At 46.9% G+C, this 25,039-nt stretch carries 25 protein-coding genes; 8 read left to right on the top strand and 17 right to left on the bottom strand.

Annotation, left to right across the window (positions count from 1 at the left end; translation table 11 throughout):
• The first annotated feature begins 455 nt into the window (after positions 1 to 455).
• Positions 456 to 3,044, top strand: coding sequence for a DNA mismatch repair protein MutS (mutS, locus tag C8R14_RS05380; protein ID WP_049753164.1), 2,589 nt, complete (start codon positions 456 to 458; stop codon positions 3,042 to 3,044).
• Positions 3,045 to 3,078: 34 nt separating this feature from the next.
• Here the strand turns inward: mutS and C8R14_RS05375 are convergent, their stop codons facing one another.
• From C8R14_RS05375 to C8R14_RS05295, 17 genes are all read right to left on the bottom strand, one after another.
• Positions 3,079 to 3,558, bottom strand: coding sequence for an FKBP-type peptidyl-prolyl cis-trans isomerase (locus tag C8R14_RS05375; RefSeq protein ID WP_011635043.1), 480 nt, complete (start codon positions 3,556 to 3,558; stop codon positions 3,079 to 3,081).
• 155 nt (positions 3,559 to 3,713) lie between these two features.
• Positions 3,714 to 4,328 (bottom strand): ribonuclease HII, encoded by a 615-nt coding sequence (rnhB, locus tag C8R14_RS05370; RefSeq protein WP_049753165.1) that lies wholly within the window; start codon positions 4,326 to 4,328, stop codon positions 3,714 to 3,716.
• Positions 4,329 to 4,351: 23 nt separating this feature from the next.
• A complete protein-coding gene (gene fabZ, locus C8R14_RS05365) occupies positions 4,352 to 4,795 on the bottom strand; it encodes a 3-hydroxyacyl-ACP dehydratase FabZ (RefSeq protein WP_011635045.1) in 444 nt (147 codons plus the stop codon).
• Positions 4,796 to 4,827: 32 nt separating this feature from the next.
• Positions 4,828 to 5,391 carry an OmpH/Skp family outer membrane protein gene (locus C8R14_RS05360; RefSeq protein ID WP_011635046.1) on the bottom strand — a complete coding sequence of 188 codons (564 nt, stop codon included), beginning with the start codon at positions 5,389 to 5,391 and terminating at the stop codon, positions 4,828 to 4,830.
• A 25-nt stretch (positions 5,392 to 5,416) separates the two neighbouring features.
• Entirely contained in the window at positions 5,417 to 7,693 is a 2,277-nt protein-coding gene (gene bamA / locus C8R14_RS05355) for an outer membrane protein assembly factor BamA (RefSeq protein WP_011635047.1), read from the bottom strand.
• 2 nt (positions 7,694 to 7,695) lie between these two features.
• Positions 7,696 to 9,063, bottom strand: a complete 1,368-nt coding sequence (rseP, locus tag C8R14_RS05350; protein WP_011635048.1) for an RIP metalloprotease RseP — start codon at positions 9,061 to 9,063, stop codon at positions 7,696 to 7,698.
• An 18-nt stretch (positions 9,064 to 9,081) separates the two neighbouring features.
• Positions 9,082 to 10,323 (bottom strand): 1-deoxy-D-xylulose-5-phosphate reductoisomerase, encoded by a 1,242-nt coding sequence (ispC, locus tag C8R14_RS05345; RefSeq protein ID WP_011635049.1) that lies wholly within the window; start codon positions 10,321 to 10,323, stop codon positions 9,082 to 9,084.
• Entirely contained in the window at positions 10,320 to 11,147 is an 828-nt protein-coding gene (locus C8R14_RS05340) for a phosphatidate cytidylyltransferase (RefSeq protein ID WP_011635050.1), read from the bottom strand. Before C8R14_RS05340 ends, ispC begins: the two co-directional genes overlap by 4 nt.
• Before the next feature lie 34 nt (positions 11,148 to 11,181).
• Positions 11,182 to 11,973, bottom strand: a complete 792-nt coding sequence (gene uppS / locus C8R14_RS05335) for a polyprenyl diphosphate synthase (RefSeq protein ID WP_011635051.1) — start codon at positions 11,971 to 11,973, stop codon at positions 11,182 to 11,184.
• A 3-nt stretch (positions 11,974 to 11,976) separates the two neighbouring features.
• Positions 11,977 to 12,534 (bottom strand): ribosome recycling factor, encoded by a 558-nt coding sequence (gene frr / locus C8R14_RS05330; protein WP_011635052.1) that lies wholly within the window; start codon positions 12,532 to 12,534, stop codon positions 11,977 to 11,979.
• 100 nt (positions 12,535 to 12,634) lie between these two features.
• The gene (gene pyrH, locus C8R14_RS05325; protein WP_011635053.1) at positions 12,635 to 13,348 is read right to left on the bottom strand and encodes a UMP kinase; all 714 of its coding nucleotides are present in this window, start codon (positions 13,346 to 13,348) and stop codon (positions 12,635 to 12,637) included.
• Positions 13,349 to 13,404: 56 nt separating this feature from the next.
• Complete coding sequence (locus C8R14_RS13475) at positions 13,405 to 13,548, bottom strand: hypothetical protein (protein ID WP_160803517.1); 144 nt, start codon at positions 13,546 to 13,548, stop codon at positions 13,405 to 13,407.
• Positions 13,549 to 13,898: 350 nt separating this feature from the next.
• Positions 13,899 to 14,783 (bottom strand): translation elongation factor Ts, encoded by an 885-nt coding sequence (gene tsf, locus C8R14_RS05315; RefSeq protein ID WP_011635054.1) that lies wholly within the window; start codon positions 14,781 to 14,783, stop codon positions 13,899 to 13,901.
• A 72-nt stretch (positions 14,784 to 14,855) separates the two neighbouring features.
• The gene (rpsB, locus tag C8R14_RS05310) at positions 14,856 to 15,611 is read right to left on the bottom strand and encodes a 30S ribosomal protein S2 (RefSeq protein ID WP_011635055.1); all 756 of its coding nucleotides are present in this window, start codon (positions 15,609 to 15,611) and stop codon (positions 14,856 to 14,858) included.
• Positions 15,612 to 15,825: 214 nt separating this feature from the next.
• Entirely contained in the window at positions 15,826 to 16,554 is a 729-nt protein-coding gene (gene fnr, locus C8R14_RS05305; protein ID WP_011635056.1) for a fumarate/nitrate reduction transcriptional regulator Fnr, read from the bottom strand.
• A 61-nt stretch (positions 16,555 to 16,615) separates the two neighbouring features.
• A complete protein-coding gene (locus C8R14_RS05300; protein ID WP_011635057.1) occupies positions 16,616 to 16,927 on the bottom strand; it encodes a c-type cytochrome in 312 nt (103 codons plus the stop codon).
• 237 nt (positions 16,928 to 17,164) lie between these two features.
• Entirely contained in the window at positions 17,165 to 19,177 is a 2,013-nt protein-coding gene (locus C8R14_RS05295; protein ID WP_011635058.1) for a TonB-dependent receptor, read from the bottom strand.
• Positions 19,178 to 19,350: 173 nt separating this feature from the next.
• Between C8R14_RS05295 and C8R14_RS05290 the strand changes: the two genes are divergently transcribed.
• From C8R14_RS05290 to scpB, 7 genes are all read left to right on the top strand, one after another.
• Positions 19,351 to 19,566: a hypothetical protein gene (locus C8R14_RS05290; protein ID WP_041353562.1), complete on the top strand. Its 216-nt coding sequence runs from the start codon at positions 19,351 to 19,353 to the stop codon at positions 19,564 to 19,566.
• A gap of 420 nt (positions 19,567 to 19,986) precedes the next feature.
• Positions 19,987 to 20,874 carry a 3',5'-nucleoside bisphosphate phosphatase gene (locus C8R14_RS05285; RefSeq protein ID WP_011635059.1) on the top strand — a complete coding sequence of 296 codons (888 nt, stop codon included), beginning with the start codon at positions 19,987 to 19,989 and terminating at the stop codon, positions 20,872 to 20,874.
• Positions 20,875 to 20,996: 122 nt separating this feature from the next.
• Positions 20,997 to 21,629 carry an L-threonylcarbamoyladenylate synthase gene (locus C8R14_RS05280; protein ID WP_011635060.1) on the top strand — a complete coding sequence of 211 codons (633 nt, stop codon included), beginning with the start codon at positions 20,997 to 20,999 and terminating at the stop codon, positions 21,627 to 21,629.
• Positions 21,622 to 22,287, top strand: a complete 666-nt coding sequence (locus tag C8R14_RS05275) for a site-2 protease family protein (protein ID WP_011635061.1) — start codon at positions 21,622 to 21,624, stop codon at positions 22,285 to 22,287. The genes C8R14_RS05280 and C8R14_RS05275 overlap by 8 nt, the downstream gene beginning before the upstream one ends.
• A gap of 75 nt (positions 22,288 to 22,362) precedes the next feature.
• A complete protein-coding gene (locus C8R14_RS05270; RefSeq protein WP_011635062.1) occupies positions 22,363 to 23,565 on the top strand; it encodes a tryptophan--tRNA ligase in 1,203 nt (400 codons plus the stop codon).
• Positions 23,565 to 24,410 carry a segregation and condensation protein A gene (locus C8R14_RS05265; protein WP_011635063.1) on the top strand — a complete coding sequence of 282 codons (846 nt, stop codon included), beginning with the start codon at positions 23,565 to 23,567 and terminating at the stop codon, positions 24,408 to 24,410. Before C8R14_RS05270 ends, C8R14_RS05265 begins: the two co-directional genes overlap by 1 nt.
• Positions 24,376 to 25,026: an SMC-Scp complex subunit ScpB gene (gene scpB, locus C8R14_RS05260; RefSeq protein WP_011635064.1), complete on the top strand. Its 651-nt coding sequence runs from the start codon at positions 24,376 to 24,378 to the stop codon at positions 25,024 to 25,026. Before C8R14_RS05265 ends, scpB begins: the two co-directional genes overlap by 35 nt.
• Positions 25,027 to 25,039 lie beyond the last annotated feature (13 nt).

Genomic DNA, 25,039 nt, shown 5'->3' with positions numbered 1-25,039 from the left:
TTTGCATTTTTGAGCGAAGCGACAGAAAAACAAATCCTGCTGGCTTGGCTTGTTAGGTGTTTTTATCTGAATGAATCCATTTTGTGGTTAATCCAAGGCCTGTGCCCTCCTCCACCTGGGACAATTTTTTTACATACCGACTCAACGGATTACCACGTTACAATAAAATGTACGACATCAGCCAGCTGCACGCTTGATGTCGATTAATCAAAAATTGCCTGATCCCACTGGAAAAAAATGGTCAGCATGAAATAATGGTCAATGTAATTGAAGTAATGATCCCAGCTTGTGTATTACACCTGCTGTTTCAGTAATTTTTGCAAGAAACCACACCTACAAAATCAGATTTGATTTTTGAGCTCGATACAAACCCCGAATCTGACAAACACCTGGAGTAATTATTGACAACATCTGGAAACTCAATAAATAAACCAGATCATTCCGCTCACACCCCCATGATGCAGCAATACCTGCGTATCAAAACACAGCATACCGACAAGCTGCTGTTTTACCGCATGGGAGATTTTTATGAGCTGTTTTATGAAGATGCCGAAAAAGCAGCCAGGTTGCTGGATATTACATTGACTCACCGTGGCTCCTCCGCCGGGGAGCCAATCAAAATGGCAGGTGTGCCATTTCATGCGGCGGATCAATATCTGGCTAAATTGGTGAAACTAGGTGAATCCATTGCTATTTGTGAACAGATCGGCGATCCCGCTACCAGCAAGGGGCCGGTAGAACGTCAGGTTGTTCGCATCATCACCCCTGGCACCCTGACTGATGCCGGGTTGCTGGAAGAACGTGGCAACAGTATTGTATTGACACTGGCACTGCATCACGGCGTGATTGGTCTAGCTTGGCTCAACCTGGCAGCCGGGGATATGCGCGTACTGGAAACTTCCCCGGATAATCTGGCTAGCGAGCTGGAGCGTTTGCATCCATCAGAAATTTTGCTACCGGAATCACTTGCTCTGCCTGTGATATTAAACAGTTTTACCGCCCCCAAACGCCTGCCGGATTGGCAATTTGATTATGAGCATGCTATGCAGCAGCTTACCCGGCAATTCGGTACCCGTGATCTGAATGCCTTTGGTTGTGAAGAGTTGCGTGCCGCAATCATGGCAGCCGGTGCGTTATTTGAATATGTCAGGCTGACGCAGCACACTGCAACCGATGAATCAGCAACACAGGTACTTGGTCATTTGCAAACATTACGGGTGGAACGGCCAGAGACCTATTTGCGTATGGATGCCGCTACCCGCCGTAATCTTGAAATTACGCTGACATTACGTGGAGAAGAAGCTCCCACGCTATCATCCCTGCTGGACATCTGCGCAACCAGCATGGGTAGCCGGTTGTTGCGGCATTGGCTGCATCACCCGTTACGCAATCGTATCACCCTGCAGCAGCGACTGGATGCCGTTTCTGACTTGATTGGAGCAAAGCCGGGAATCCTCTATGCAGGTATCCGGGAGCGGCTCAAACATATCGCTGATATCGAACGTATCACCAGCCGAATTGCCTTAAGAACGGCCAGACCTCGTGATTTATCCGGTTTACGCGACAGCCTGACGGCACTTCCTGAAATTATCAAACTGATTACAACCTCAACAGCTATTGCCATTCATCGTTTTGTCCCGGCCATGGAGCCAGATACTACACTCACACAACTGCTCGTTCACGCGCTGCAGCCAGTGCCCGGCGCAGTAATTCGTGAAGGAGGCGTCATCGCTGACGGCTATGATGCTGAACTGGACGAATTACGCGCTTTACAGAAGAATTGTGGTGAATTCCTGTTGCAACTGGAAGCACGGGAACGCGAGCGTACCGGCATTCCAACCCTTAAGGTGGAATATAACCGGGTACATGGTTTTTATATCGAGGTAACCCGCATCCATGGCGAAAAAATCCCCGCTGACTATCGCCGCAGACAAACCTTGAAAAATGCGGAACGCTATAGCATCCCCGAGTTGCAGGTATTTGAGAACAAGACACTGACAGCACGTGAACAGGCATTGGCACAGGAAAAGAAACTGTACGAGCAGTTACTGGAACAACTGGCAGATTTCATCATTCCTTTACAGGAAATTGCCCGCTCTGTTGCTGAACTGGATGTTCTGTGTGCTTTTGCTGAACGTGCAGATTTGTTTGGTTATACCAAACCGGTATTTACTGATGATCCTGCTTTGGATATCGAAGCTGGGCGGCATCCGGTAGTGGAAAATCAAATAGAACAATACATTGCCAATGATATACAGCTGGGTGCTGTCACGCGGGAAGGACGGCAGATGCTGATCATCACCGGCCCAAACATGGGCGGAAAATCTACCTACATGCGACAAACAGCGCTAATTATTCTGCTAGCGCATTGCGGTAGTTTTGTTCCAGCCGGGAGCGCCCGTATCGGCCCCATTGATCAGATTTTTACCCGGATTGGTGCAGCTGACGATCTGGCAGGGGGGCGTTCCACTTTCATGGTAGAAATGACGGAAGCCGCCAGTATTTTACGCAATGCAACCGCACAAAGCCTGGTGTTGGTGGATGAAATTGGCCGGGGAACTTCAACTTTTGACGGGCTTGCATTGGCTTTTGCCATCGCCCGCCACTTGCTGACTCAGAATCAGAGCTATACCTTGTTTGCCACGCACTACTTTGAACTGACCCGACTAGCAGAAGAATTTCCGCAGGCAATTAATGTACATGTCACCGCAGTGGAGCACAAGAGACGTATTGTCTTTCTTCACCGGATAGAGGAAGGATCTGCCAGCCGGAGTTATGGGCTGCATGTTGCCGCACTGGCAGGTGTGCCGGATAAAGTTATCCGAAATGCCGGAAAGATTCTGGCACAACTGGAGCAGGAAGCACTCAGCAAGAGTCCTCAGCAGACATTATTTGAAACAATTGAGGAAAACGCGGAAGCTGCTCCTGCTTCCGCGCATCCGGTGCTCGATTACCTTGAGCAACTTCACCCGGATGAGCTGACTCCCCGGGAGGCACTGGAACAGCTTTACCTCATTAAATCAATGGCCAATCGGATAAAATAATTAACAAGATGGTGAAAAATGCTGGTGAGATCGTCTAATGCTCGTGGCCGTGCGGCCCGTGTACATGTCCGTGAGATAATTCTTCTTCCGTTGCCGGGCGTACTTCCGTAACTGTGCATTCAAACTGAAATGCCATACCAGCGTAGGGATGATTACCATCCACTACCACGACATCATCAGTGATCTCTCTCACTGTATAGATATAAAAATCATCAGAATCTTCCTCACCCCCCTCAAATTGCATCCCGACCGTGATTTCTTCCGGGAACGCACTACGTGGCTCAACGCGCATCAGTTCCTCATCATATTCTCCAAAAGCATCATCCGGTTCCATTTGCAGGGATAAGGTTGCCCCGGTTTCTTTTTCATGCAGCGCTTCTTCCACTACTGGAAATATTCCATCATAACCACCATGCAAGTAGCTGATGGGTTCATCAGTTTCTTCCATCAGATTTCCTTCCTGATCGGTCATTTTATAGTGGAGTGATACCACCGTATTTTTTACTATGCGCATGCTTCCTCTGCCTGAATCAGGCTTCCTTGTAGTTGGGCACCTCGAAAAACCTATAAATTCTGAAGAGATTTGTATGTAACACATTGAGTTTACGATCAATGGATTTTCAAAAACAGGGTTTTTCGAGGTAACCAGTTGATAAAATTTGTTTAAAATCACACCGTTGATTTCTCAGCACACGGCGCGAAACTTTTGCGATGAGTAGCTGTTATTCCATGCAAACGAATTGCGTCCAAGTGCACTCTGGTGGGATAGCCTTTATGTCGATCAAAACCATAAATCGGGTAAATCTCGTGTAGCCGTAACATTTCTGCATCCCTCGCAGTTTTGGCAAGAATTGAGGCTGCCGAAATCTCAGCTACCAGACTATCTCCTCTGATAACTGCCTGCACTTCATAATCCAGTTGTGGTACATGGGTGCCATCTACCAGAATTAGTGCATTAGACACCGGCATTAATTCAATGACTGCTCTTCGCATTGCGAGCATGCTGGCTTGTAAAATATTCAGCCGATCAATCTCCTCCACTGAGGCTGAAGCAATTGCCCATGCGCGAGCATGCTGTTTTATTTGTTCGGCCAAACTGGCCCGCCGTTTTTCACTTAACTGTTTGGAATCCGCCAGTCCATTGATAACGTAGCAAGAATCCAGCACAACACACGCAGCATAGACCGGACCAGCTAGCGGCCCCCTACCAGCTTCATCCACCCCGTAGATAGCTTTCCCTTCCGGATGGATCCATTCTCGAACGACGACACCAGAAGTCTTGATTTCTAACCTCCCTGCTAACCGAATCAGATGGCCCGAGCAGTACACATCAGCTGAGCTTCGGTGACAAGCTGGCCATCCACTTCTGCACAGGCTGAATATTTCCAAATTCCTTTCAGCTGACGGGTGATTTCAACCTTTAATACCAGCTGATCACCCGCGATAACCGGCTTTTTGAATCGTACTCCGTCGATACCCACGAAGTAATACACCTGTCCGGCATCTTTTTCCATATTTTCTGATCGAATCGTCAGCAAGGCAGCTGCCTGCGCCAGTGCTTCAACAATCAATACTCCCGGCATCACCGGATGATGCGGAAAATGTCCGGAAAAATAAGGCTCATTGATAGAAACATTCTTGTATGCGTGAATCCGCTTGCCCAACTCAAGTGAAACCACCCGATCAACCAGAATCAGTGGATAACGATGCGGCAAGTATTTCAGTATTTCATGGATATCCATCACAGCCATTCTATCTCTCTGTTATACAAATTTTTATATATTTATTGTTTCCTGGAAGTCGGTTCCTGTGCGTTTAATGCCTTGATCACCTGGTCAGTAATATCAATACGCGCACTTCGGTAGACTGAATCTTGCAGCTGCAGGATCAGATCATAATCCTGTTGCTCCGCGAGTTCTTTGATCACCTTGTTGGTACGTTCCAGAATCAGGCTGTACTCTTCATTTTGGCGCAAACTCAAATCTTCCCGCATCTGCTGCTGTGTACGTTGGTAACGTCGGCTGAGTCCAGCCAGTTCCCGCTCCTTCAAGCGCCGTTCCTCTTCATTGACAAAGTCAATATTTTTTTCCAGCTCCTGCTGTAAAGCTCTGATCTGCACGGAAAGCTCCCTGATACGTGCATCACGTGCCTGAAATTCATTTTCTATCTTTTTCTGTGCGGCTACGGCGGGCATTGATTCCCGCAGCACTCTCTCGGTATTGACAACGCCGATCTTGATCTCCCCAGCAAACAGATAAGGTGACAAAATCAGCACTGCCAAAAAAATGAATATTTTTACAAACCGAACAACAGTTATCTGGCTGTATCTATTTAATGAATCTTTCATTTTCTTTTAATACAATTTTTCAGATTCAGAAAGTCTGTCCAAACTGGAACTGGAAACGTTGCAATTTGTCGCCTGGTTTATCATTAAGTGGCTGGGCGACACTGAACTTCAGCGGCCCCATGGGAGAAATCCAGGTTGCAGCCAACCCGGCAGAGTAACGAAAATCATCAAATCCCAGTCCGGAAAATGAATTAATAATTGTACCGCCATCGGCAAATGCACTCAGACGAACTGATTTGTCATCCTTCATAAATGGTACCGGGAATAATACCTCAACGTTACCGACTATACGTTTGCTGCCACCCAGAGCCAGATTATTATTGTCACGAGGCCCCAACGTATTGATGTTGTACCCTCTAACCGAATTAAAGCCGCCTGCAAAAAAATTCTTGAAAAAAGGTAGCGGTTTACCGGAATATCCATCGCCCACTCCCACTTCACCATTCAGCATCAGGGTAAATAGCCTGGAAACGGGAAAAAACCATCTCTGCTCATAACTGACCTTGTAGTAATTCAGGTCTCCGAACGGCATACCAAATTCGCCAAATAATCGCTGCGTCAATCCGGAGGTTGTCCAGATCGCACTGTCACGACGATCACGTGCCCAGCTCAAGGTAAGCGGGAGGTTATTGGAAGTCTTGCCAAACTGATCGACGAAATCCCTGAAACGTTGCGGGCTGTCATTGCGCAAATCAATTTTGGTGTGTTCATAACCCAGTCCCAATGAAACCATGTCATTTTCCGCGACGGGGATACCAAAGCGAATGTTGGCACCAGTCGTATCGGTATTAAACACCCCCACCCTGCTCAGAGAGCGGGTATTGATGTCACGTCTGAACGCTTCCAGACCGAGACTGACTCCATTAATCGTATAATACGGATTACTAAATGAAGCCGAGATGATCTTGTTAACGCTCCCGGTATTCACCTGCAGACTAAGAAAATTACCCGTCCCCAGAATATTGTTCTGGGCAATTGATCCATTCAGGATAATCCCTTCGCGATCAGAATAGCCGGCACCAAACATGATTGCTCCAGTTGGCTTCTCAACTACATTGACATTGATATCCACCTGATCCGGAACATCGGCAACCGGGGGAGTTTCAACGTTAACGCTGGTAAAAAAATCCAGCCTGTCCACCCGTTGGCGGGAGCGATTGATCTGTTCAGTAGAATGCCAGCCCCCTTCCATTTGCCGGAACTCACGCCGTATCACTTCATCCCGGGTACGTTCATTACCGCTAATATTAATGCGTCTGACATAAACCCGGCGCCCTGGGTCGATAAAAAAAGTAAAGGCTGTCTTGCGAGTTTCCTTGTCCAGCTCCGGTGATGCATTGACATTGGCAAAGGCGTAACCATCATTCCCCAGCCTGTCACTGATTAGCTTGATAGATTCAGTCAGCTTCTCGCGGACAAATACGCCACCTGGTTCAAGCTTGATCAATTTACGCAACTCTTCTTCCGGCACAAGCAACTCGCCGGCCAGTTTTATATCGGACACCGTATATTGAGGACCTTCCGTTACATTGACTGTAATGTAAATATCTTTCATATCCGGCGTAATCGAAACTTGCGTAGATTCAATATTAAACTCCAGATACCCCCGATCAAGATAATAGGAACGTAGCGTTTCAAGATCAGCCGATAATTTTTGCTTTGAATACTGATCGTCCTTCGTAAACCATGTCATAAAACCCGGTGTTTTGAGACTGAACAGACCGGTCAGATCATCTTCAGGAAAAACATGATTGCCGACGATGTTGATTTGCTTGATCCGAGCTGTTTTTCCTTCCTTGATATCGAAATTGATACCGATACGGTTTCGTTCCAGCGGCGTGGTTGTGGTCGTAATTTTGACGGCATACTTACCCCGGCTGATGTACTGACGCTTCAATTCCTGTTCAGCCTTTTCAAGCAGCGAACGACTGAAAATACGAGATTCTGATAAGCCTGCCTGCTTCAGCCCTTCCTTGAGTTTATCCTTGTCAAATTCCTTTGCACCGTTGATTGTGATCTGCGCGATTGCAGGGCGTTCCTGAACCTGTACAATCAACAGCTCTCCTTCGGATTTCAGTTTGACATCACTGAAAAAACCGGTTGCATACAATGCTTTGATCGCCGCACTGGCTTTTTTACTGTCGAGTACATCGCCGACTTTAACAGGCAGATAACTGAATATTGTTCCAGCCTCGGTACGCTGAATACCCTCCACCCGGATATCCTTGACCACGAATGAATCATTTGCCGCACAGCCTATTGAATACAGGAAAAAAAATAATGCATAAAACCTGAATTTCATGTCTATTCAGAAGCCAGGCGAAGTAGATCGTTATATATTGCAAACATCATCAGTGTAATTAGCAAAGCCATACCAATCTGATTGCCGATATACATTACTCTTTCAGATAATGGTATACCTCGCACCACCTCGATCAAGTAATACATCAAGTGTCCGCCATCCAGAACCGGAATCGGCAGAAGATTCAACACACCAAGACTGATACTGATCAGGGCCAGGAATCCCAGGTAGGCAGTAAACCCTATTTGTGCCGACTGGCCGGCATAGTTTGCAATGGTAATCGGCCCGCTGATATTCTTCAGAGAAACATCACCAGTGACCATTTTCCCAAGCATGCGCACGGTAAAATAAGACATTTCCCAAGTCTTGGTAGCTGCTTTAACCAAAGCTGCCATCGGAGGATAGCTGGTTTTCACCAGCAGATTTTCCAGTATCTCATGATGGATTTCAGGCGTAATTCCAGCCTTGCCAATTTCAGCGTGACCCTCGGATACGGTTTCCGGTTGTAATGACATAGCAAGCTCCCGGTCATCCCGCATCACCTCAACCGAGAGTGTGTGCCCGGGATTTGAACGCACCATATCGACAACATCTTCCCAGGCGGAGACTTCCTTTCCATTAATCGCCACAACTCTGTCGCCAGTCTTGAGACCCGCGCGTTCTGCCGCCCCGCCAACCATCACCTGATCAATAACTGGGGCAACAATTGGCCGATAAACACTCAAACCCAGTCGATTCAGAAAATCACTTTCAAGATCTTCTGCGCCAAGACTGCTCATATCGAGTTTAAGCTGACGAGAAATTCCACTTTCGCCTGTTACTGTTATCCTGACATCAGGATTCTTGTCTACTGCATTGTCCAGCAGTAGCAGTCGGGCTTCCTGCCAGGTGGTAATTGCCTGGTCGCCGATCCCGGTAATGGTATCCCCGTTTCTGAAACCTGCTGAAGCCGCAAGTGTCGCGGGTTCAATTTCCCCCAGGATTGGCTTTACACCACTGACACCGAGTATAAAAAGTAACCAGTACAGCAGAATAGCCAATAAGAAGTTCGCCACAGGGCCTGCAACCACGATAGCGAAACGCTTGGAAACAGGTTGTCGGTTAAATGCACGTGGAAGTTCGTCAGCGGGAACCCGCCCTTCCCGTTCATCCAGCATCTTGACATATCCCCCCAGAGGGATCGCAGCGACCACCCATTCCGTCTGATCATTACCAAGGCGTTTTTTAAACAAGGGCTGGCCAAATCCGAGAGAAAAGCGCAGCACCTTGACTCCACACCAACGAGCGACCAGATAATGGCCAAATTCGTGAAAAGTGATCAGTAGACCCAGTGCAATTACGAATGCAAAAATAGTTGAGAGCAGTGTCATATTAAAGATCTGCAAAAATTATCCATTCCACTGCTCGGCACGAAATAACGGAGCTCCGGACTGTCCTCTTTGCCAAGCCTGAGTATCCAACCACTTGCGAGCTGTCTCACGCGCCCGTAAATCAGCAGCAAGCACATCTTCCAGGTCTGTAATTTCCTGCCTGTCTATTGATTCCATTACATGCTCGATGATCGCAGGGATTACCGTGAAAGGTATTTTACCAGCCAGAAAAACTTCAACCGCAACTTCATTGGCGGCATTCAGTACGGCGGGCATATTACCTCCCTTTGAAAGGGCTTCATATGCAAGCCTGAGACAGGGGAATCGCTCGAAATCCGGAGCCTCAAAATTCAATTGTGCAATTTTGAAAATATCCATGGATTGCACACCACTTTCTATTCTCTCGGGATAACCCAACGCATGCGCTATCGGTGTGCGCATATCCGGATTACCGAGTTGGGCAAGCACCGAGCCATCAATATATTCAACCATAGAATGAATGACGCTTTGCGGATGAACAACCACCTGGATTTTTTCGGGTTCCACATTAAACAGCCAGTGCGCCTCAATGACTTCCAGCCCTTTATTCATCATGGTAGCTGAATCAACCGATATTTTTCTGCCCATTACCCAATTGGGATGAGCACAAGCTTGCTCCGGCGTAACGGTTGACAGGGTCTGCAAATCTGCTTTATGGAAAGGTCCTCCCGAGGCAGTAAGCAATATCCGGCGCACCCCAGAACTAATCAGATCTCCATTGTAATGTTGTGGCAATGACTGAAAAATCGCATTGTGTTCGCTGTCTATCGGTAATAACGTTGCATGATATTGTCTGATCGTATCCATAAAGATACGTCCAGCCATCACCAGCGTCTCCTTGTTAGCCAGAAGAATATGTTTGCCCGCCTGCGCAGCCGAGAGTGTCGGACGAATACCTGCCGCGCCAACAATCGCTGCCATAACCGTATCGATTTCTGGTAAAGATGCTACTTTTTCCAGTGATTCGATACCTGAAAGCACCATGGTACCCAAGCCTGCCACACGCAATTTAGCTTCCAGTTGCTCGGCACTCTGAGCGTTGAGCATCACAGCGTACGACGGGTAAAATCGTTTGCACTGCTCAAACATTTTTTCAACATTCTTGTCGGCAGTCAGGGCAACCGCCTGAAACCGGTCGGGATGTCTGGCTACCACGTCCAATGTGCTTTCCCCAATGCTGCCGGTCGAGCCCAAGATGGTCAGATGACGGATTGGAGTCATAATTCAGTCGAATAAAATAAGATGGCCGATAGCGCAGCAACAGGTAAAACTGGGATCAACGCATCAATACGATCCAGTATACCGCCGTGACCTGGCAGAATATTGCCACTATCCTTAACGCCTGCCTGCCGTTTCAACAGTGATTCAAACAGATCACCCACTATTCCCAGCACCGCGAGCACAAGCAATAAAGGAACCAGCAAGCTAATCAGCTTGTTTTCTCTATCTACTATGCAAAACCAGATCAATGCATAGATCAATACGCCAACTAGCGCAGCAGCCACTCCCTCCCACGTCTTTCCAGGACTGATCTGCGGGGCAAGTTTATGCTTGCCATAGGTACGCCCGATAAAATAAGCAACGCTGTCAGATACCCACACTACTCCCATGAATCCAAGTAACAATAATGGATCCATCGCACGAAGCTGATATAGTGACAGACACGCCGGCAGCAATACCAGCCAGCCGGTTAACATGAATACCCACACATTGCGGATGGGTTGGATTGTTACCAATTGGTAAGGTACCGCTAACAGCCAGAAGATGGCAGATGCAATATAAAACCAGATCATCGATGAATCTGCCGGATTTCTGGCTACCGCCATGCTGGTCAGGAATAATAGCTCCCCTCCCAGCAAGGTGGTAAAAATCATATAAAGAACAGTCTGGCCAATTGAGAAACGCCCCAGACGGCACCACTCTCTGGCTGCTGTAACAGTCAATCCCAGGAGTAATACTGCCCAGAAAATATCCGGTAGATAAAATAATGCCGCCAGAAAGGCGGTCAATAATATGAGTGCGGTAAAGAGTCGGGTGCTAAGCATGAACGGGTGAGTCCCGTTAATTGAACAATGATGGTTAAACTTTATTTTCGTTCAAGATCGTATCCTTGATTTCCTGCCGACTTGCAAGCTGCTCACTTGTTTGACCAAATCTGCGCTCACGTTTCTGATAGGAAAGGATAGCCTTGTCAAGAGTTGATACATTGAAATCTGGCCACAAGGTATCGGTAAAATATAGTTCGGTATACGCAAGTTGCCAGAGCAGAAAATTACTGATCCGACATTCTCCTCCGGTGCGAATGAATAAATCTGGCTCGGGAGCATCCGCCATAGTCAGGTATCTAGAAAGATCAGATTCATTAAAATCCATAGTTGAATCAGAGCGTTGGGCGATCATTTTGCGTACAGCTTGCATGATATCCCAGCGTCCTCCGTAATTTGCAGCCACCGTAAAATGCAAACGAGTATTTCCGGCAGTAAGCATCTCACCATGCCGAACACATTCGATTACTCTGGGATCAAATTTCGAAAGATCACCAATCACCCGGAATCGGACTCCATTTTCATGCAAGCTGGTAACCTCCCGTTCAAGCGCAGCGAGAAACAGTTGCATCAGCAGCTTGACCTCTTCCGCAGGTCTTCGCCAGTTTTCACTACTGAACGCAAAAACTGTCAGATACGGAACGCCTCTTTCAATGCAGGCTTTAATCGTACCTCGTACCGCCTCAACACCCTGAGTATGTCCTGCTATTCGTGGCAGATAACGCTGCTTTGCCCACCGGCCATTACCATCCATGATAATAGCGATATGCTTGGGTATCATCCCGGTTTCCGGGATTCCACGAGTTGAACTCAATATTGAAGGCATATATCAGACAGCCATCAATTCTGCTTCTTTGGCTTGCAGCAGCTTGTCTACCTCGGCAATATATCGGTCTGTCAGTTTCTGGATATCATCCTGCGCACGGCGATCTTCATCTTCCGCGATCAACTTGTCCTTCAACAATTCTTTCAACTGGGTATTAGCATCACGCCGAATATTCCTCATCGCGATACGAGCTGTTTCCGCTTCCGTTCTAACAATCTTGGTCAAGTCCTTGCGTCTTTCTTCTGTCAAGGGAGGCATAGGCACCCTCACCATTTCACCCGCAGTCATCGGATTCAAGCCCATATCAGAATCTCGTATCGCTTTTTCAATGGCTGAAAATGCTTTTTTATCCCATGGAATAACGCCTATAGTCCGCGCATCAGCCAGAGTTACATTCGCAAGCTGTCTGATCGGTGTAGGTGTTCCATAGTAGTCAACTGTTATATGATCCAGCAGCCCTGTATGTGGACGTCCACTTCTTACTTTGCTGAAATCAACTTTAAGTGCATCCAGGCTTTTTTGCATTTTCTGCTCAGTAGCCTTTTTTATATCAGCAATCATATTTAAGTAGATATTGACATTAAAAAGCGATTACAACAATGCACATGTGCTCTGCCATATACCGCGAGGAATAACGATATTTTAGATAATGTCCAAAAATTCAAATAATTACCAAAGTCCCTTCATCTTCACCCATGATAACTCGTTTGAGTGCTCCGGTCTTAAAAATACTGAATACATTGATGGGAAGTTTCTGATCACGGCACAAGGTCAGTGCAGTAGCATCCATTACCTGAAGGTTTTTATTAATTGCCTCATCAAAAGTCAGGTTACGAAAACGTTGTGCATCTTTATTTTCAAAAGGGTCACTGGTATAAATCCCATCAACTTTGGTCGCCTTGAGAACTATGTTGGCATTCATTTCCATACCACGCAAGGCAGCTGCTGTATCCGTAGTAAAAAAAGGATTACCAGTCCCCGCAGCAAATATGACCACTTTACGTTCATTTAAATAACGTAAAGCCTTGCCACGAATATAAGGTTCCACGACCTGATCTATCCGCAAAGCTGATTGTACCCGTGAGACGACGCCATTCCGCCTCATCGCATCGTGTAATGCTAAAGCATTCATGGTGGTAGCAAGCATTCCCATATAGTCAGCTGTTACGCGATCCATGCCATCTCCCGCGGATTTCATGCCACGAAAAATATTACCCCCACCTACCACAATCGCAACCTCAACGCCTAACTGCAACACTCCGGCAATCTCGACAACGATACGCTCAACCACTGTACGATCAATGCCATACTGCGCATCACCCATAAGAGCCTCGCCCGACAACTTCAATAAAATACGTTTATAGACGGCTGGCATATATGCTCGTGTAATGGAGATTTATCGTAACGTCTTCCTGAAAATTGATCACGCCGCTATTCATACACCATCAACAGCCACTCCAGATTCTGTTGAGATTCACCTGAAATGATGACAGTAGATAGGGAAATGGCTGACAAGAAGTTGCGGTCGGTCTTGTTATTGCACAAAATACGCCTGAAAGAAAGATCGTGTTCCATTTGCTAAATTCGACTGACAAATCGCGCCAGGAACTGCCTGTGCGTATTATCCATACACGGTCTCTACCAACTGACGATTGTTCGTATCGCCGCGTCCGGATCGTCTGCCTGGCCTAAACAACAGGGGTCCATCTTTACTCACTGCGCCTCTGTTCATACGTGAATTGAGCCCCAATAATCCATTAGAAACCTATAGAAAATATACAGAATTTACGCCTGATGAACAGGCTCAGGTTGTAGCACAACCCACCTACACCAGATACTGAATCTCAACAGATCCTAGCTTATAGTGATAAGTTATCATTTACCTCTGCCACATGCCCGGTCAAACCAATCGCTGGAAAACATTCTTATTTTGACTGACTTACCTGCGCCATAACCTCAGCTGCAAAATCATCAGATTTCCTTTCGATTCCCTCACCTACAACGTACAGTGTAAAATTGCTGACTTCAGCAGATTTTGTTTTTAACAGCTTCTCAACAGTCTGCTCGGGATCTTTAACAAAAGGCTGGCCTAACAATGTAACTTCTGCCAAATATTTGGTAACTCGCCCTTCCACCATTTTCTCAATTATATTAGCCGGTTTGCCACTTTCTGCTGCCTGGGCAGTAAATATCTGACGCTCATGCTCAAGTAAATCAACGGGGACTTGTGCACTTGATACGCAAACAGGCTTGCTGGCCGCAATATGCATGGCTATATCTTTACCCAAGGCTTCGTCTCCCCCCGAATAATCAACCATTACACCGATCCTGCTCCCGTGTAGATACATCGCGAGACGACCTTCGGCATGGTAACTGATCCCACGACGAATACTAATATTTTCGCCCAGCTTCATAATCAAAGCCTTGCGAACAGATTCAACCGTTTCTCCACCAGCCAGAGGCATTTCAGCCAATAATGCTGTATCTGAAACACTTTGACTCACCATCAGCTTCGCCAGATCGCCGGCAAAATTGATGAAATCTTCATTCTTGGCAACAAAGTCGGTTTCACAGTTAACCTCTATCAGCGCTCCCTGTTTGCCATCAACGGTAATAAATCCGCTAATAACTCCTTCTGCAGCAATACGAGCAGCCGCTTTACTTGCTTTGGCTCCACTTCTGATCCGCAATAAATCCTCAGCGGCTTTCATATCTCCACCAGCCTCGGATAAGGCTTTTTTACATTCCATCATGCCCAAGCCGGTAAGCTCGCGCAATTCTTTAACCATGCTTGCAGTAATCTCTGCCATACTGACTCCGGATCCGGTTAATACAAAAACTTTGAATAATCTATTTCAATAAGAGGTGGTAACGGAGATCATTTATGCATCTGCAGACAGATCTTGACCAGACAGAACTTCACTATCAGTTTTACCTATCTCGACAATTTCCTGGATGGCTTGGTTGCGCCCCTCCAGAATGGCATCCGCCATGGCGCGCGCATAAAGTCGTATCGCTTGGCTGGAGTCATCATTTCCCGGTATCACATATTGAATACCGGCCGGGTTATGATTGGTATCTACTACACCCACGACCGGAATACCCAGTTTATTCGCCTCGATAATCGTGCCTTTCTGATACCCCACATCAATCACAAACATGGCATCCGGCAGCCCTTTCATCTCCTTGATGCCGCCAAGACTGGCGTTCAATTTTTCTAATTCACGCTGAAAATCAAGAGCCTCTTTCTTTACCAGCTTGTTTAATGTTCCGTCTTGCACCATTTTTTCCATATCTTGCAAACGCTTGATCGATTGCCTGATCGTCTTGAAATTGGTCAGCATCCCTCCCAACCAGCGCTGATTAACATAAGGAGCGCCACACCGGATTGCTTCTTCTTTAACAATATCACGTGCCTGACGCTTGGTTCCCACGAAAAGAATTGTTTCTTTGTTCGCTGCTAACCTGCGGGCATAATCCAGCGCATCTCTGAACATGACAAGCGTATGCTCAAGATTAACGATATGAATTTTATTACGCTGGCCAAAAATATATGGCGCCATTTTCGGGTTCCAGAAACGGGTTTGATGACCAAAATGAACACCCGCTTCCAACATTTGCCGCATAGTAACTGACATGCATTCTCCCTAGGGTTAACCGCTACTTATCGACGTACTTCCTTAATGAAGGCACCCTATTTTGATAAGTGCGAATTGTAAATTATGTTATAAAAAGTTAATAAAACAAGAAATTTCCTCGGCGCAGAAAATCACCTCTGGCACCGCACGCCATTATAACATGGCAGATCCTGTGCTCAAGAAAACTCATTTTTCAAATCGGATGAAACCGAAATCAGTCCGCTGAATTACCAATTCTGAGGTTCAACTTATCAACGTCATGTAATGTGATATGTTTGATATTAACCGTGATAAGCCCTTCCTCCTGCAGCTTGGAGAATGATCGACTGACTGTTTCCAGCTTGAGCCCCAGATAACTGCCAATATCTTCCCTTGTTGCTCTCAAAATAAAATCCGTTGGCGAATACCCCCGTCTGGCCAGGCGGGTAGATAGGTTAAGCAAAAAAGCAGCCAGCCGTTCTTCTGCCCGCATGCTGCCCAGTAGCATCATAACCCCTCTGTCCTGCACAATTTCACGGCTCATAATCTTGTGAAGCTGACTCATCAATGAAGGAATATTTTGCCCGATTTCCTCAAGTTTTTTGAAAGGCACTTCACAGACTTCACTATCAACCAGCGCAACCGTGTCACAAGTATGCTTCTCCGGACTGATCGCATCCAGTCCCAGCAGCTCGCCTGTCATATAAAAGCCAGTCACCTGCTGGCGCCCATCCACCTTCAGCACACAAGTTTTAAAGGAGCCGTTTTTTACTGCGTAGAGTGACTTGAAATCAGATCCGGCATGCGACAAATACTCGCCTCTCCGCACCTTGAATTTATAATTGATCAGATTACCAAGATACTCTATTTCCTCATCAGTCAACCCCACCGGCAGACACAACTCTCGAAAACTGCAAGTCATACAGTCGGATTTTTGCTGCAGGACAGTGGAATTACCAGGCATTGCGCAGTTATACAAAACGACTCCCACCTTAATTTAGAGAGGAATAAAAACCAGCACTGATTTATCTAGTCACACTATTTATCAGCACATACTCCGCCAGACTCTGCGCAGAATCCCCTGTCAAATTTGGAAAAGCGGGCATCCCGATTCCTTTGCCATTCTTCACTCTTTCCATGATAGCATCCGCATTAGCCATCTCGGGCCTCAATATCATTACGTTGCCGCTTACAGGCGTATGACACTGCACACAGGCTTCCTTAAAAATCTTTTCACCTGTCGCGCCTGATAATGGCATGTAGTCATTATTTCTAGTGCAACCACCCAACGCAAACAACACAAAACCAAGCAGCATCACAGGCAAAATAGTTTTCATTTTTCCAGTATCTATCAATAATAATATTTCTAAAAACAGTCAAGCTTACAGGCAACCGGTCAAGTCTAGCATACTTACCATTCCATCGGATTAATTCCTATAAAAACATATTAAAATCAATTGATTATCTCGAATATATCAAATATGAAAACAGCATAATCGTTGCGAACAAAAAGCTTGCAATGAATCAATGAATTTCAGCCACCCCGGAAGCCTGAGTTCATCATAGTATTCATCCTAAAAATTCACACGCACTCCCGCAAGACCAGAACGCCCGGGCAATGGCGCGCGATCCTTTAAAAAGGAGGTATGTCGCCGCGCCTCTTCATTTAACAAGTTGGAGCCTCGCACGAACAGGCTGCAATTCATCTCTCCCCAGTCAAACCCGTAATCCAGCTGAATATTCAGCATCGTATAGCCGGCAGTAGCTGTTTCCAGTGAAGCGGTATCAGTCTGTTTATATACTTGCATCACATCAACCTTCCCTCGCCAGGGGCCATAGACATAATCGAGCGCCCCACCAAAACGAAGTGGCGTTATCCGTGGCAAATATCCCCCTGTGGACAGCCGCCCACGCACGTAGTCAGTCCACAATCGCAAATCCAGTTTGCCGTGACGATCGTTTAGCAGATGAATATTCGTCTCGAATTCCGCTCCTATGAAATTTGCATTACTCTGATCGTAATTCAGTAATAACAAGCCATCCTTGTCCAACGCACCCTTGATATCAACACGATCCGGCAATCTGTCACCTGTCAAATCTGATTCCCGTAAAAATATAAAATCATTGATCCGTTTAGCAAACAGGTTAAGTGTCCAGTTTAAATTCCCGTTCTGTTTGCTCAGAGACAGATCAATACTACTGGTCTTTTCCGGCGAGAGCGTAGTTTTGCCCACTTCAAATGTATTTGTGGCCAGATGCGGCCCGTTGGAATACAGCTCTTCCAATGCCGGGGCGCGCAGCGCGTAGGAAAGACTCCCGCCCAGCGAATAATCCTCCTGAAATTTCCACGTTGCACCACTCGAAATACTGAATATGTTATGACTGACTGCGACAGCGTCATTTTTACGCTCTGTCCATTGATGTTCAAAGCGCCCACCCACTTCAACAATCCAGCGTCCGACATTCAGTTTTTCCAGCAAAAACATTCCCAGTGAATCCAAGCGAGAATCGGGAACAAAGGCTTCTTCACCAGCAGTAGCAAGATTGCGGTTCTGGTATTGTAATCCCAGCACGCCCTTCCAATTGTTTAAGGGCTGGTGCAGCATCTCAAGCCGACCATCCCACTCACGATTTAACAGCAATGTTCCGCTCCCATCATCTCCCGATTCCCGATGCGCATGATCGTTATAACCCCAGCGCAGTTTTATTTTCTGCAACCCGGGCAAAGGTCGATTTAATGCTCCCTTCATATCAAAACGCGTCTGTTTTTGTCTGATTCGCGCCCCTTCTTCATGGCCCGGCGCAACATCGTCATCATGCAAATCTTCGTCATGCCCGTGATCATGTCCGGGCACACCATAGTGATTAATAAAGCGACTAACCGCAATCCCTAAAAACCCCCGTTCATCAATATAAGACAAACCACTGGAAAAATTTTCTGTCCGGACATCACTGTTCTCAAGCACACCTTTTCTCGCACTGGGCTCTGGCTCAATCTGCGCGAAACCGGGTATCGAATAATTCCCGGTGTGCCGCTTCATTCCATCCAGATGCCAGGCAAAATGTCCGCCCCCCGTATTAAGTCGGAATGCTCCCGTAAAATCATCAGCAACCGAACTGTAATGCCCATACAGATCTCCCTCCGTTTTATCAGGAATATGATCTGGTATTCGTTGATTCACGACATTCACCACCCCACCACTGGCTCCGGAGCCATAAAGCAAAGCCGAAGGCCCGCGAAAAATTTCAACCTGATCGGCAAACAATGCCTCTACTGCCACGGCATGATCAGGGCTGACCGTGGAAACATCCATCGTACCGACACCATCCTCCAGCACCCGCACCCGCGCGCCACCCAGGCCGCGGATTATCGGGCGACCGACTGCCGGCCCGAAATCACTGCTGGACACACCCAACTCCTGAGAAACTGCCTCACCAATGTTACGTAAATCATGTGTTTGAATACGTTCTCGTTGCAAAATTGATACAGGCTTGGGTATATCTGCCTGAGTTCCACTTAAAGGATCAGCCGTCACCACGATAGGTTTAAGTGATATGGACTCAGTTGCTGCAGACCCAAATACCATACCATTGGACACCTCCGATACATCCCGGGCGCAAGCACAAAACGAAATCAACAGCCCTGCAAACATTATCAGAGCGGTTAAAGCCTTCGGCTTTCCTGAATCAAATTTGAATAAACGGAAAAGTTCGATTATGCTAGTACTCGTAAACAAAACGATGAACATAGGAGGTTTAAATGTTTAGATTTTCATTTTTAGCAATCGCATGCGCAGCCATCTTGGCGTTAAGTGCCTGCGAAGAGAAAAAAAGCCTTGACGGGCACTCAATGGAGAAACCACCTCCCTCAGCTTTCATGGAGCGTGATTCCGCCCCAGATCTCGATGCTATAGAGGAACCTGAAGGAATGGCTACCAGCTCATCTTCAGCCAAAGAAGAAAAGAGTCAACCTTAAAACTTCATAATTACAAACAGCTTACCAGCACTGTCAGCGTGGCCTGTATCATGTCATGCATAGCCTTCTTGTTTGAAAGATATGTCGCAAAATACAATGAAGGCTATGCAGGCAAAATAAAATCAGAACAAACAGCCTCTCTTGCAGGCATGCAAGATTAATCAGCCTTACCATCTATACATATGCGCCATATTCTGACTCTGGCGCATATTTACCCGCCATCACAAGAAACAGCTCAATTATTTACTGGCAGCAACAAATGCTGTCCAAAAAGCACTCGTAAAAACAAGTTGCAACGCAGCCGTTAGTTCATCTGTGAGATGTATATACATAAAAGCTCCCAGTAAAAACACGACAATAGTTGCTACCCACAACACCTGTGCCCGTTAAGTAAGCTATTTTTATTATGGCTGTTTTGCTATGATGAGGAACCTTGTGATCACATATTCTTCGATGCTAAACATTGACTTGCACAGCCACTCAACCATATCCGATGGGATGTTATCACCCTCCCGATTATTGGCGCACGCTGCCTCGCGCGGTGTAAATATACTGGCATTAACAGATCATGACGATATTGCCGGGTTGAGTGAAGCCCGCCACTGTGCCCTGCAGGAAAATATCACATTAATCAACGGCGTTGAGATCTCTGTCACGTGGCACAGCCGAACTTTACACATCATAGGACTTGGAATCAACCCCGAGCATCCACCCCTGGCAGATGGACTAGAAGAAATCCGGGATGGCCGTATGGATCGGGCACAAGCAATTGCTGCACAACTGGATAAATACGGTATTCATGGCAGCCTTGAGGGGGCTCGCGCCCAGGCTGGTGAAAGCAGATTGATCGGTCGCACACACTTCGCCCGCTTCCTGGCTAGCCAGGGATACGCCAAGGACGTCAAATCCGTATTCAAGAAATTCCTGGTTAAAGGCAAGCCCGGTTATGTCTCACACGTATGGACCAGCCTGAGCGAAGCCATAGACTGGATCCGTGGCAGTGGAGGTCAGGCTGTTATTGCCCATCCAGCTCGCTACAAGCTGGGTAATAACTTGCTCGAACAATTACTCAGCGAATTTTGTGAGCTGGGAGGCACAGGAATAGAGGTTGTCTCTTCCAGCCATACGCCCGAACAAACTCGGCAATTTGCACAACTGGCTTCTCACATGAATCTATATGCGTCGTGCGGATCCGACTACCACGGCCCGGGAGAAAGTTACTTTGATCTGGGCCGGTTACCTGCATTACCGCCCGAATGTACCCCAATATGGTCAGAATGGAAAATTCCAGACATTCAGGAAAGTTAATACAGTAACCACAAATATAAGCAAGCCGGATAAACCAGATTATTATTCTCTGGAAAATTATCCTATTTCACTCGATCATGAAGCTGCTGTAATTTCCTTATATAACCGCTTAAAAAATAGCCATGGCTCAATTTTTTTCCATACACCCACAAACACCTCACTTAAGACTTATCCGCCAGGCAGCTGATATCGTTCGCGAAGGCGGCATAATTGTTTATCCGACCGATTCCTGTTATGCACTGGGTTGCCAGATCGGCAACAAGGAGGCAATGGATCGTATACGCACCATCCGAAAAGTGGGTCAGGATCATAATTTCACACTGGTGTGCCGGGATCTGGCGGAAATAGCAACGTATGCCAAAGTAGATAATGCGCAATATCGTCTGCTTAAAGCTACCACACCCGGCAGTTATACTTTTATTCTGACTGCGAGCCGCGAAGTCCCGCGCCGGCTTCAACATCCCAAGCGACATACAATCGGGCTACGCATCCCTGAGCACCCTGTCACACAGGCATTATTAGCCGAATTAAATGAACCTCTGCTGAGTTCAACACTTATCCTCCCAGAGGACGAGCTGCCACTAAATGATGCCGAAGAAATACGCCAGCGCCTGGAACATCAGGTCGAGTTAATCATGGATGCCGGCTCATGTGGCACCAACATGACTACGGTAATTGACCTGACGGAAGCAACCCCGAGAATCGCCCGCCTTGGAAAAGGAGATCTCTCACCCTTCGGAATCACAAATGGATGACATCATTCAAGGTATCGCTATTTACGCACTGCCTGTTATTTTTGCCATCACATTGCATGAGGCCGCCCACGGCTACGTTGCCCGGCATTTTGGTGATCTGACCGCAGAAAAAGCCGGGCGTATCAGCCTGAATCCGCTCAGGCACATCGATCCCTTTGGCACTATCCTGCTTCCCTTAATGATGTTCCTGGCCAGCAAACTGGTAATGGGTAACGGCCTGCTTTTTGGCTGGGCCAAACCGGTTCCTGTTAATTTCAACCAGTTACGACAGCCCAAAAAAAACATGCTGTGGGTAGCTGCCGCCGGCCCGGGCGCCAACCTGTTGATGGCTTTCTTCTGGGCAGCCATCATCAAATTCGGAATCAACGCACCTGACGGCATTTATGTCAAACCCATGATACTAATGGGTATTGCTGGTATCGAAATCAATGTGGTTTTGATGGTACTGAACCTCTTACCTCTGCCACCGCTTGATGGTGGGCGTATTGCAGTAAGTCTGCTGCCCAACAAGCTTGCCTGGAAATTTGCCCAAATTGAACCTTATGGTTTCGTAATTTTGCTGGTGCTACTCGTCAGCGGTGTCCTGGGTGTGGTGCTGTGGCCTCTAATTACAATCACCAAGCAGATGATCGTCATACTTTTTGGTCTTTATGTATAAATAGTATTTTTCTACGTTTCACCAGACACCCTTATATTTTTTCTTCGATTCCATGCTATCCGGAGCTCTGTAAAAATGTTTGTTGATCGCGTTCTCTCAGGCATGCGCCCTACAGGAAATCTACATCTGGGACATTACCATGGTGTATTGAAAAACTGGCTGGCCCTGCAACAGAAATATGAATGCCTCTTTTTTGTAGCTGATTGGCATGCATTGACGACTCATTACGACTCCCCTGAAATCATTGAGCAGCATAGCTGGAACATGGTGGTCGATTGGCTGGCAGCAGGGGTAGATCCTGCACAAGCAACCTTGTTCATTCAGTCGAAAGTCCCCGCACACGCCGAGTTATACTTATTATTATCAATGATTACCCCGCTTGGCTGGCTGGAACGTGTCCCTACTTACAAGGATCAGCAGGAAAAACTTGTTGCGAAGGATCTCAGCACCTACGGTTTTCTCGGGTATCCCCTCCTACAAAGCGCTGACATACTGGTTTACCGGGCCAATCTTGTTCCTGTAGGAGAAGACCAGGCGCCTCATTTGGAGTTTACGCGTGAGGTATCCCGCCGGTTTAACCATATCTTTGGTAAAGAACCGGATTTCGAGAACAAAGTAACGCAAGCCATCAAAAGAATGGGCTCTAAAAAAGGAAAGCTTTATGGTGAACTGCGTAACCGCTATCAGGAACAAGGTGACGAAAATGCGCTATCCGAAGCCAGATTACTGCTGAAGGGACAACAAAATCTCAGCATGGATGATCGCGAGCGGCTATCCGGCTATCTGGAAGGAAGAAGCAAGGTCATTTTGCCTGAGCCACAAACGCTATTGACCAAAGCGTCCAAAATGCCTGGTCTGGATGGCCAGAAGATGTCCAAATCGTATGGCAACACAATTGGTTTGCGCGAAGATGTGGACAGTATTGCTCGAAAAATTCGCACCATGCCGACTGATCCAGCACGCGTCCGCCGCAACGACCCTGGTAACCCGGAGAAATGCCCGGTATGGCAATTCCACCAGCTTTATTCATCAGAAGATGCCCGGAAATGGGTATGGCAAGGCTGCACAACCGCAGGGATCGGGTGCCTGGAATGTAAACAACCGATCATTCAATCAATACGGGAAGAACAGGCGCCTATTCTGGAACGTGCCAAAATGTATCAGGAAGACCCTGCTCAAGTAAAAAAAATTGTCGCCGAAGGATGTGAAAAAGCCAATCAACTGGCAGAAGAAACCATGCGGGATGTCAGAGCGGCACTGGGGATCGGGTATCCGTGATGAATGACATATCCAGACAAACCCTTGCAGACACCGGGAATATATTGGATAACGCTGCGCTGAACGACCCGATTGCAAGAGTACAAGGCATACCGCTACTGGAGATTCCACAAGATTTATACATTCCACCCGAGGCACTCCAGGTTTTTCTGGAAACCTTTGAAGGACCGCTTGATCTGCTGCTTTATCTGATCCGCAAGCATAACCTGGATATTCTTGATATCCCCATGGCCGAACTCACGCGGCAATATATCGCTTATGTTGAAACCATGCGTGCGGATCAGCTTGAGCTGGCGGCTGAGTATTTGCTCATGACTGCGTTACTGATCGATATCAAATCTCGCATGCTGCTACCGCACCCGGCCATCATTCAGGAAGAGGAAGCCGATCCCCGGGCAGAGCTGGTACAACGGCTCTTGGAATATGAACGCATCAAGCAAGCGGCTATCCACCTACATAACCTCCCGCTTGTCGGTAAAGATTTTATGTTGACCTCTGTCTGGACAGATTTCATTGCCGAAAGACAGTTCCCTGATGTCAATCCTCAGGATTTGTGTGATACCTGGCTTGCACTGACGGAACGCCTCAAACTTAACCGCAACCACACCATCCGATATGAAGCCATCTCTGTACGAGCATGCATGAGTGAAATTCTGAAAAATCTGCAGCCTCGAGGCAGTGCTTCCTTTACTGAATTATTCAGTAATATCTCCAATATTCATAAACTTGTAGCCAGTTTCCTTGCGTTGCTGGAGCTGGCCCGGGAAGCGCTGGTTGATATTGTTCAATCAGATCGCTTTGGAACAATTTATGTCCACACCTGCCATTCTGACCGAGCCAATTGAAGCGAACCTGGTTCTTTCGCTGAATGATCAGGTCGTCAGGGTTGTTGAAGCCGCATTGTTAACCACGTCTGAGCCTTTGACCATTAATGATCTCAAGAAACTCTTTGAGGGTAATATTGATAAAAAAATGCTGCATGAATCCCTGACAATCCTGGATGAGAAATGGTGTAACAGCGGAATAGAATTGGTTTTAGTTGCTGGAGGCTGGCGTTTCCAAAGCAAGCCTGAAATGCAAATTTTCCTGGATCGACTTAACCCACAAAGGCCACCCCGTTATTCGCGTGCAGTAATGGAAACATTAGCCATCATCGCCTACCGACAACCCGTCACCCGTGGAGATATTGAAGAAATCCGGGGGGTAGCGGTTTCTACACAAGTTATTAAAACCCTGGAATCACGCGGCTGGATTGAAACTATTGGGCAACGCGAGATACCGGGCAAGCCTTATCTTTATGCAACCACCCGGCATTTTCTTGATGATCTGAATTTGCAATCGCTGGAACAGCTGCCCTCCCTGGAAAATTTTAATTCCCTGAATATATCTGCAGAGGAAAAGTTAAACGATCAGAGAATAGATCAAGAGTCCGGCGAGTCCAGCATTCATGAGTCAATATAATTTTTTAACTTCT

The organism is Nitrosomonas eutropha (assembly GCF_003201195.1).
GTDB lineage: Bacteria > Pseudomonadota > Gammaproteobacteria > Burkholderiales > Nitrosomonadaceae > Nitrosomonas > Nitrosomonas eutropha.
The sequence above is the reverse complement of the archived record's forward strand: the minus strand, read 5'-3'. Positions and strand labels throughout refer to the sequence as shown.

Excerpts from the sequence above, each read along its gene's own strand:
- mutS (WP_049753164.1), top strand. The coding sequence starts at position 456 with ATGATGCAGCAATACCTGCGTATCAAAACACAGCATACCGACAAGCTG.
- C8R14_RS05375 (WP_011635043.1), bottom strand. The coding sequence starts at position 3,558 with ATGCGCATAGTAAAAAATACGGTGGTATCACTCCACTATAAAATGACC.
- fabZ (WP_011635045.1), bottom strand. The coding sequence starts at position 4,795 with ATGGCTGTGATGGATATCCATGAAATACTGAAATACTTGCCGCATCGT.
- C8R14_RS05360 (WP_011635046.1), bottom strand. The coding sequence starts at position 5,391 with ATGAAAGATTCATTAAATAGATACAGCCAGATAACTGTTGTTCGGTTT.
- bamA (WP_011635047.1), bottom strand. The coding sequence starts at position 7,693 with ATGAAATTCAGGTTTTATGCATTATTTTTTTTCCTGTATTCAATAGGC.
- rseP (WP_011635048.1), bottom strand. The coding sequence starts at position 9,063 with ATGACACTGCTCTCAACTATTTTTGCATTCGTAATTGCACTGGGTCTA.
- ispC (WP_011635049.1), bottom strand. The coding sequence starts at position 10,323 with ATGACTCCAATCCGTCATCTGACCATCTTGGGCTCGACCGGCAGCATT.
- C8R14_RS05340 (WP_011635050.1), bottom strand. The coding sequence starts at position 11,147 with ATGCTTAGCACCCGACTCTTTACCGCACTCATATTATTGACCGCCTTT.
- uppS (WP_011635051.1), bottom strand. The coding sequence starts at position 11,973 with ATGCCTTCAATATTGAGTTCAACTCGTGGAATCCCGGAAACCGGGATG.
- frr (WP_011635052.1), bottom strand. The coding sequence starts at position 12,534 with ATGATTGCTGATATAAAAAAGGCTACTGAGCAGAAAATGCAAAAAAGC.
- pyrH (WP_011635053.1), bottom strand. The coding sequence starts at position 13,348 with ATGCCAGCCGTCTATAAACGTATTTTATTGAAGTTGTCGGGCGAGGCT.
- C8R14_RS13475 (WP_160803517.1), bottom strand. The coding sequence starts at position 13,548 with ATGGAACACGATCTTTCTTTCAGGCGTATTTTGTGCAATAACAAGACC.
- tsf (WP_011635054.1), bottom strand. The coding sequence starts at position 14,783 with ATGGCAGAGATTACTGCAAGCATGGTTAAAGAATTGCGCGAGCTTACC.
- rpsB (WP_011635055.1), bottom strand. The coding sequence starts at position 15,611 with ATGTCAGTTACTATGCGGCAAATGTTGGAAGCGGGTGTTCATTTTGGT.
- fnr (WP_011635056.1), bottom strand. The coding sequence starts at position 16,554 with ATGCCTGGTAATTCCACTGTCCTGCAGCAAAAATCCGACTGTATGACT.
- C8R14_RS05300 (WP_011635057.1), bottom strand. The coding sequence starts at position 16,927 with ATGAAAACTATTTTGCCTGTGATGCTGCTTGGTTTTGTGTTGTTTGCG.
- C8R14_RS05295 (WP_011635058.1), bottom strand. The coding sequence starts at position 19,177 with ATGGTATTTGGGTCTGCAGCAACTGAGTCCATATCACTTAAACCTATC.
- C8R14_RS05290 (WP_041353562.1), top strand. The coding sequence starts at position 19,351 with ATGTTTAGATTTTCATTTTTAGCAATCGCATGCGCAGCCATCTTGGCG.
- C8R14_RS05285 (WP_011635059.1), top strand. The coding sequence starts at position 19,987 with ATGATGAGGAACCTTGTGATCACATATTCTTCGATGCTAAACATTGAC.
- C8R14_RS05280 (WP_011635060.1), top strand. The coding sequence starts at position 20,997 with ATGGCTCAATTTTTTTCCATACACCCACAAACACCTCACTTAAGACTT.
- C8R14_RS05275 (WP_011635061.1), top strand. The coding sequence starts at position 21,622 with ATGGATGACATCATTCAAGGTATCGCTATTTACGCACTGCCTGTTATT.
- C8R14_RS05270 (WP_011635062.1), top strand. The coding sequence starts at position 22,363 with ATGTTTGTTGATCGCGTTCTCTCAGGCATGCGCCCTACAGGAAATCTA.
- C8R14_RS05265 (WP_011635063.1), top strand. The coding sequence starts at position 23,565 with ATGAATGACATATCCAGACAAACCCTTGCAGACACCGGGAATATATTG.
- scpB (WP_011635064.1), top strand. The coding sequence starts at position 24,376 with ATGTCCACACCTGCCATTCTGACCGAGCCAATTGAAGCGAACCTGGTT.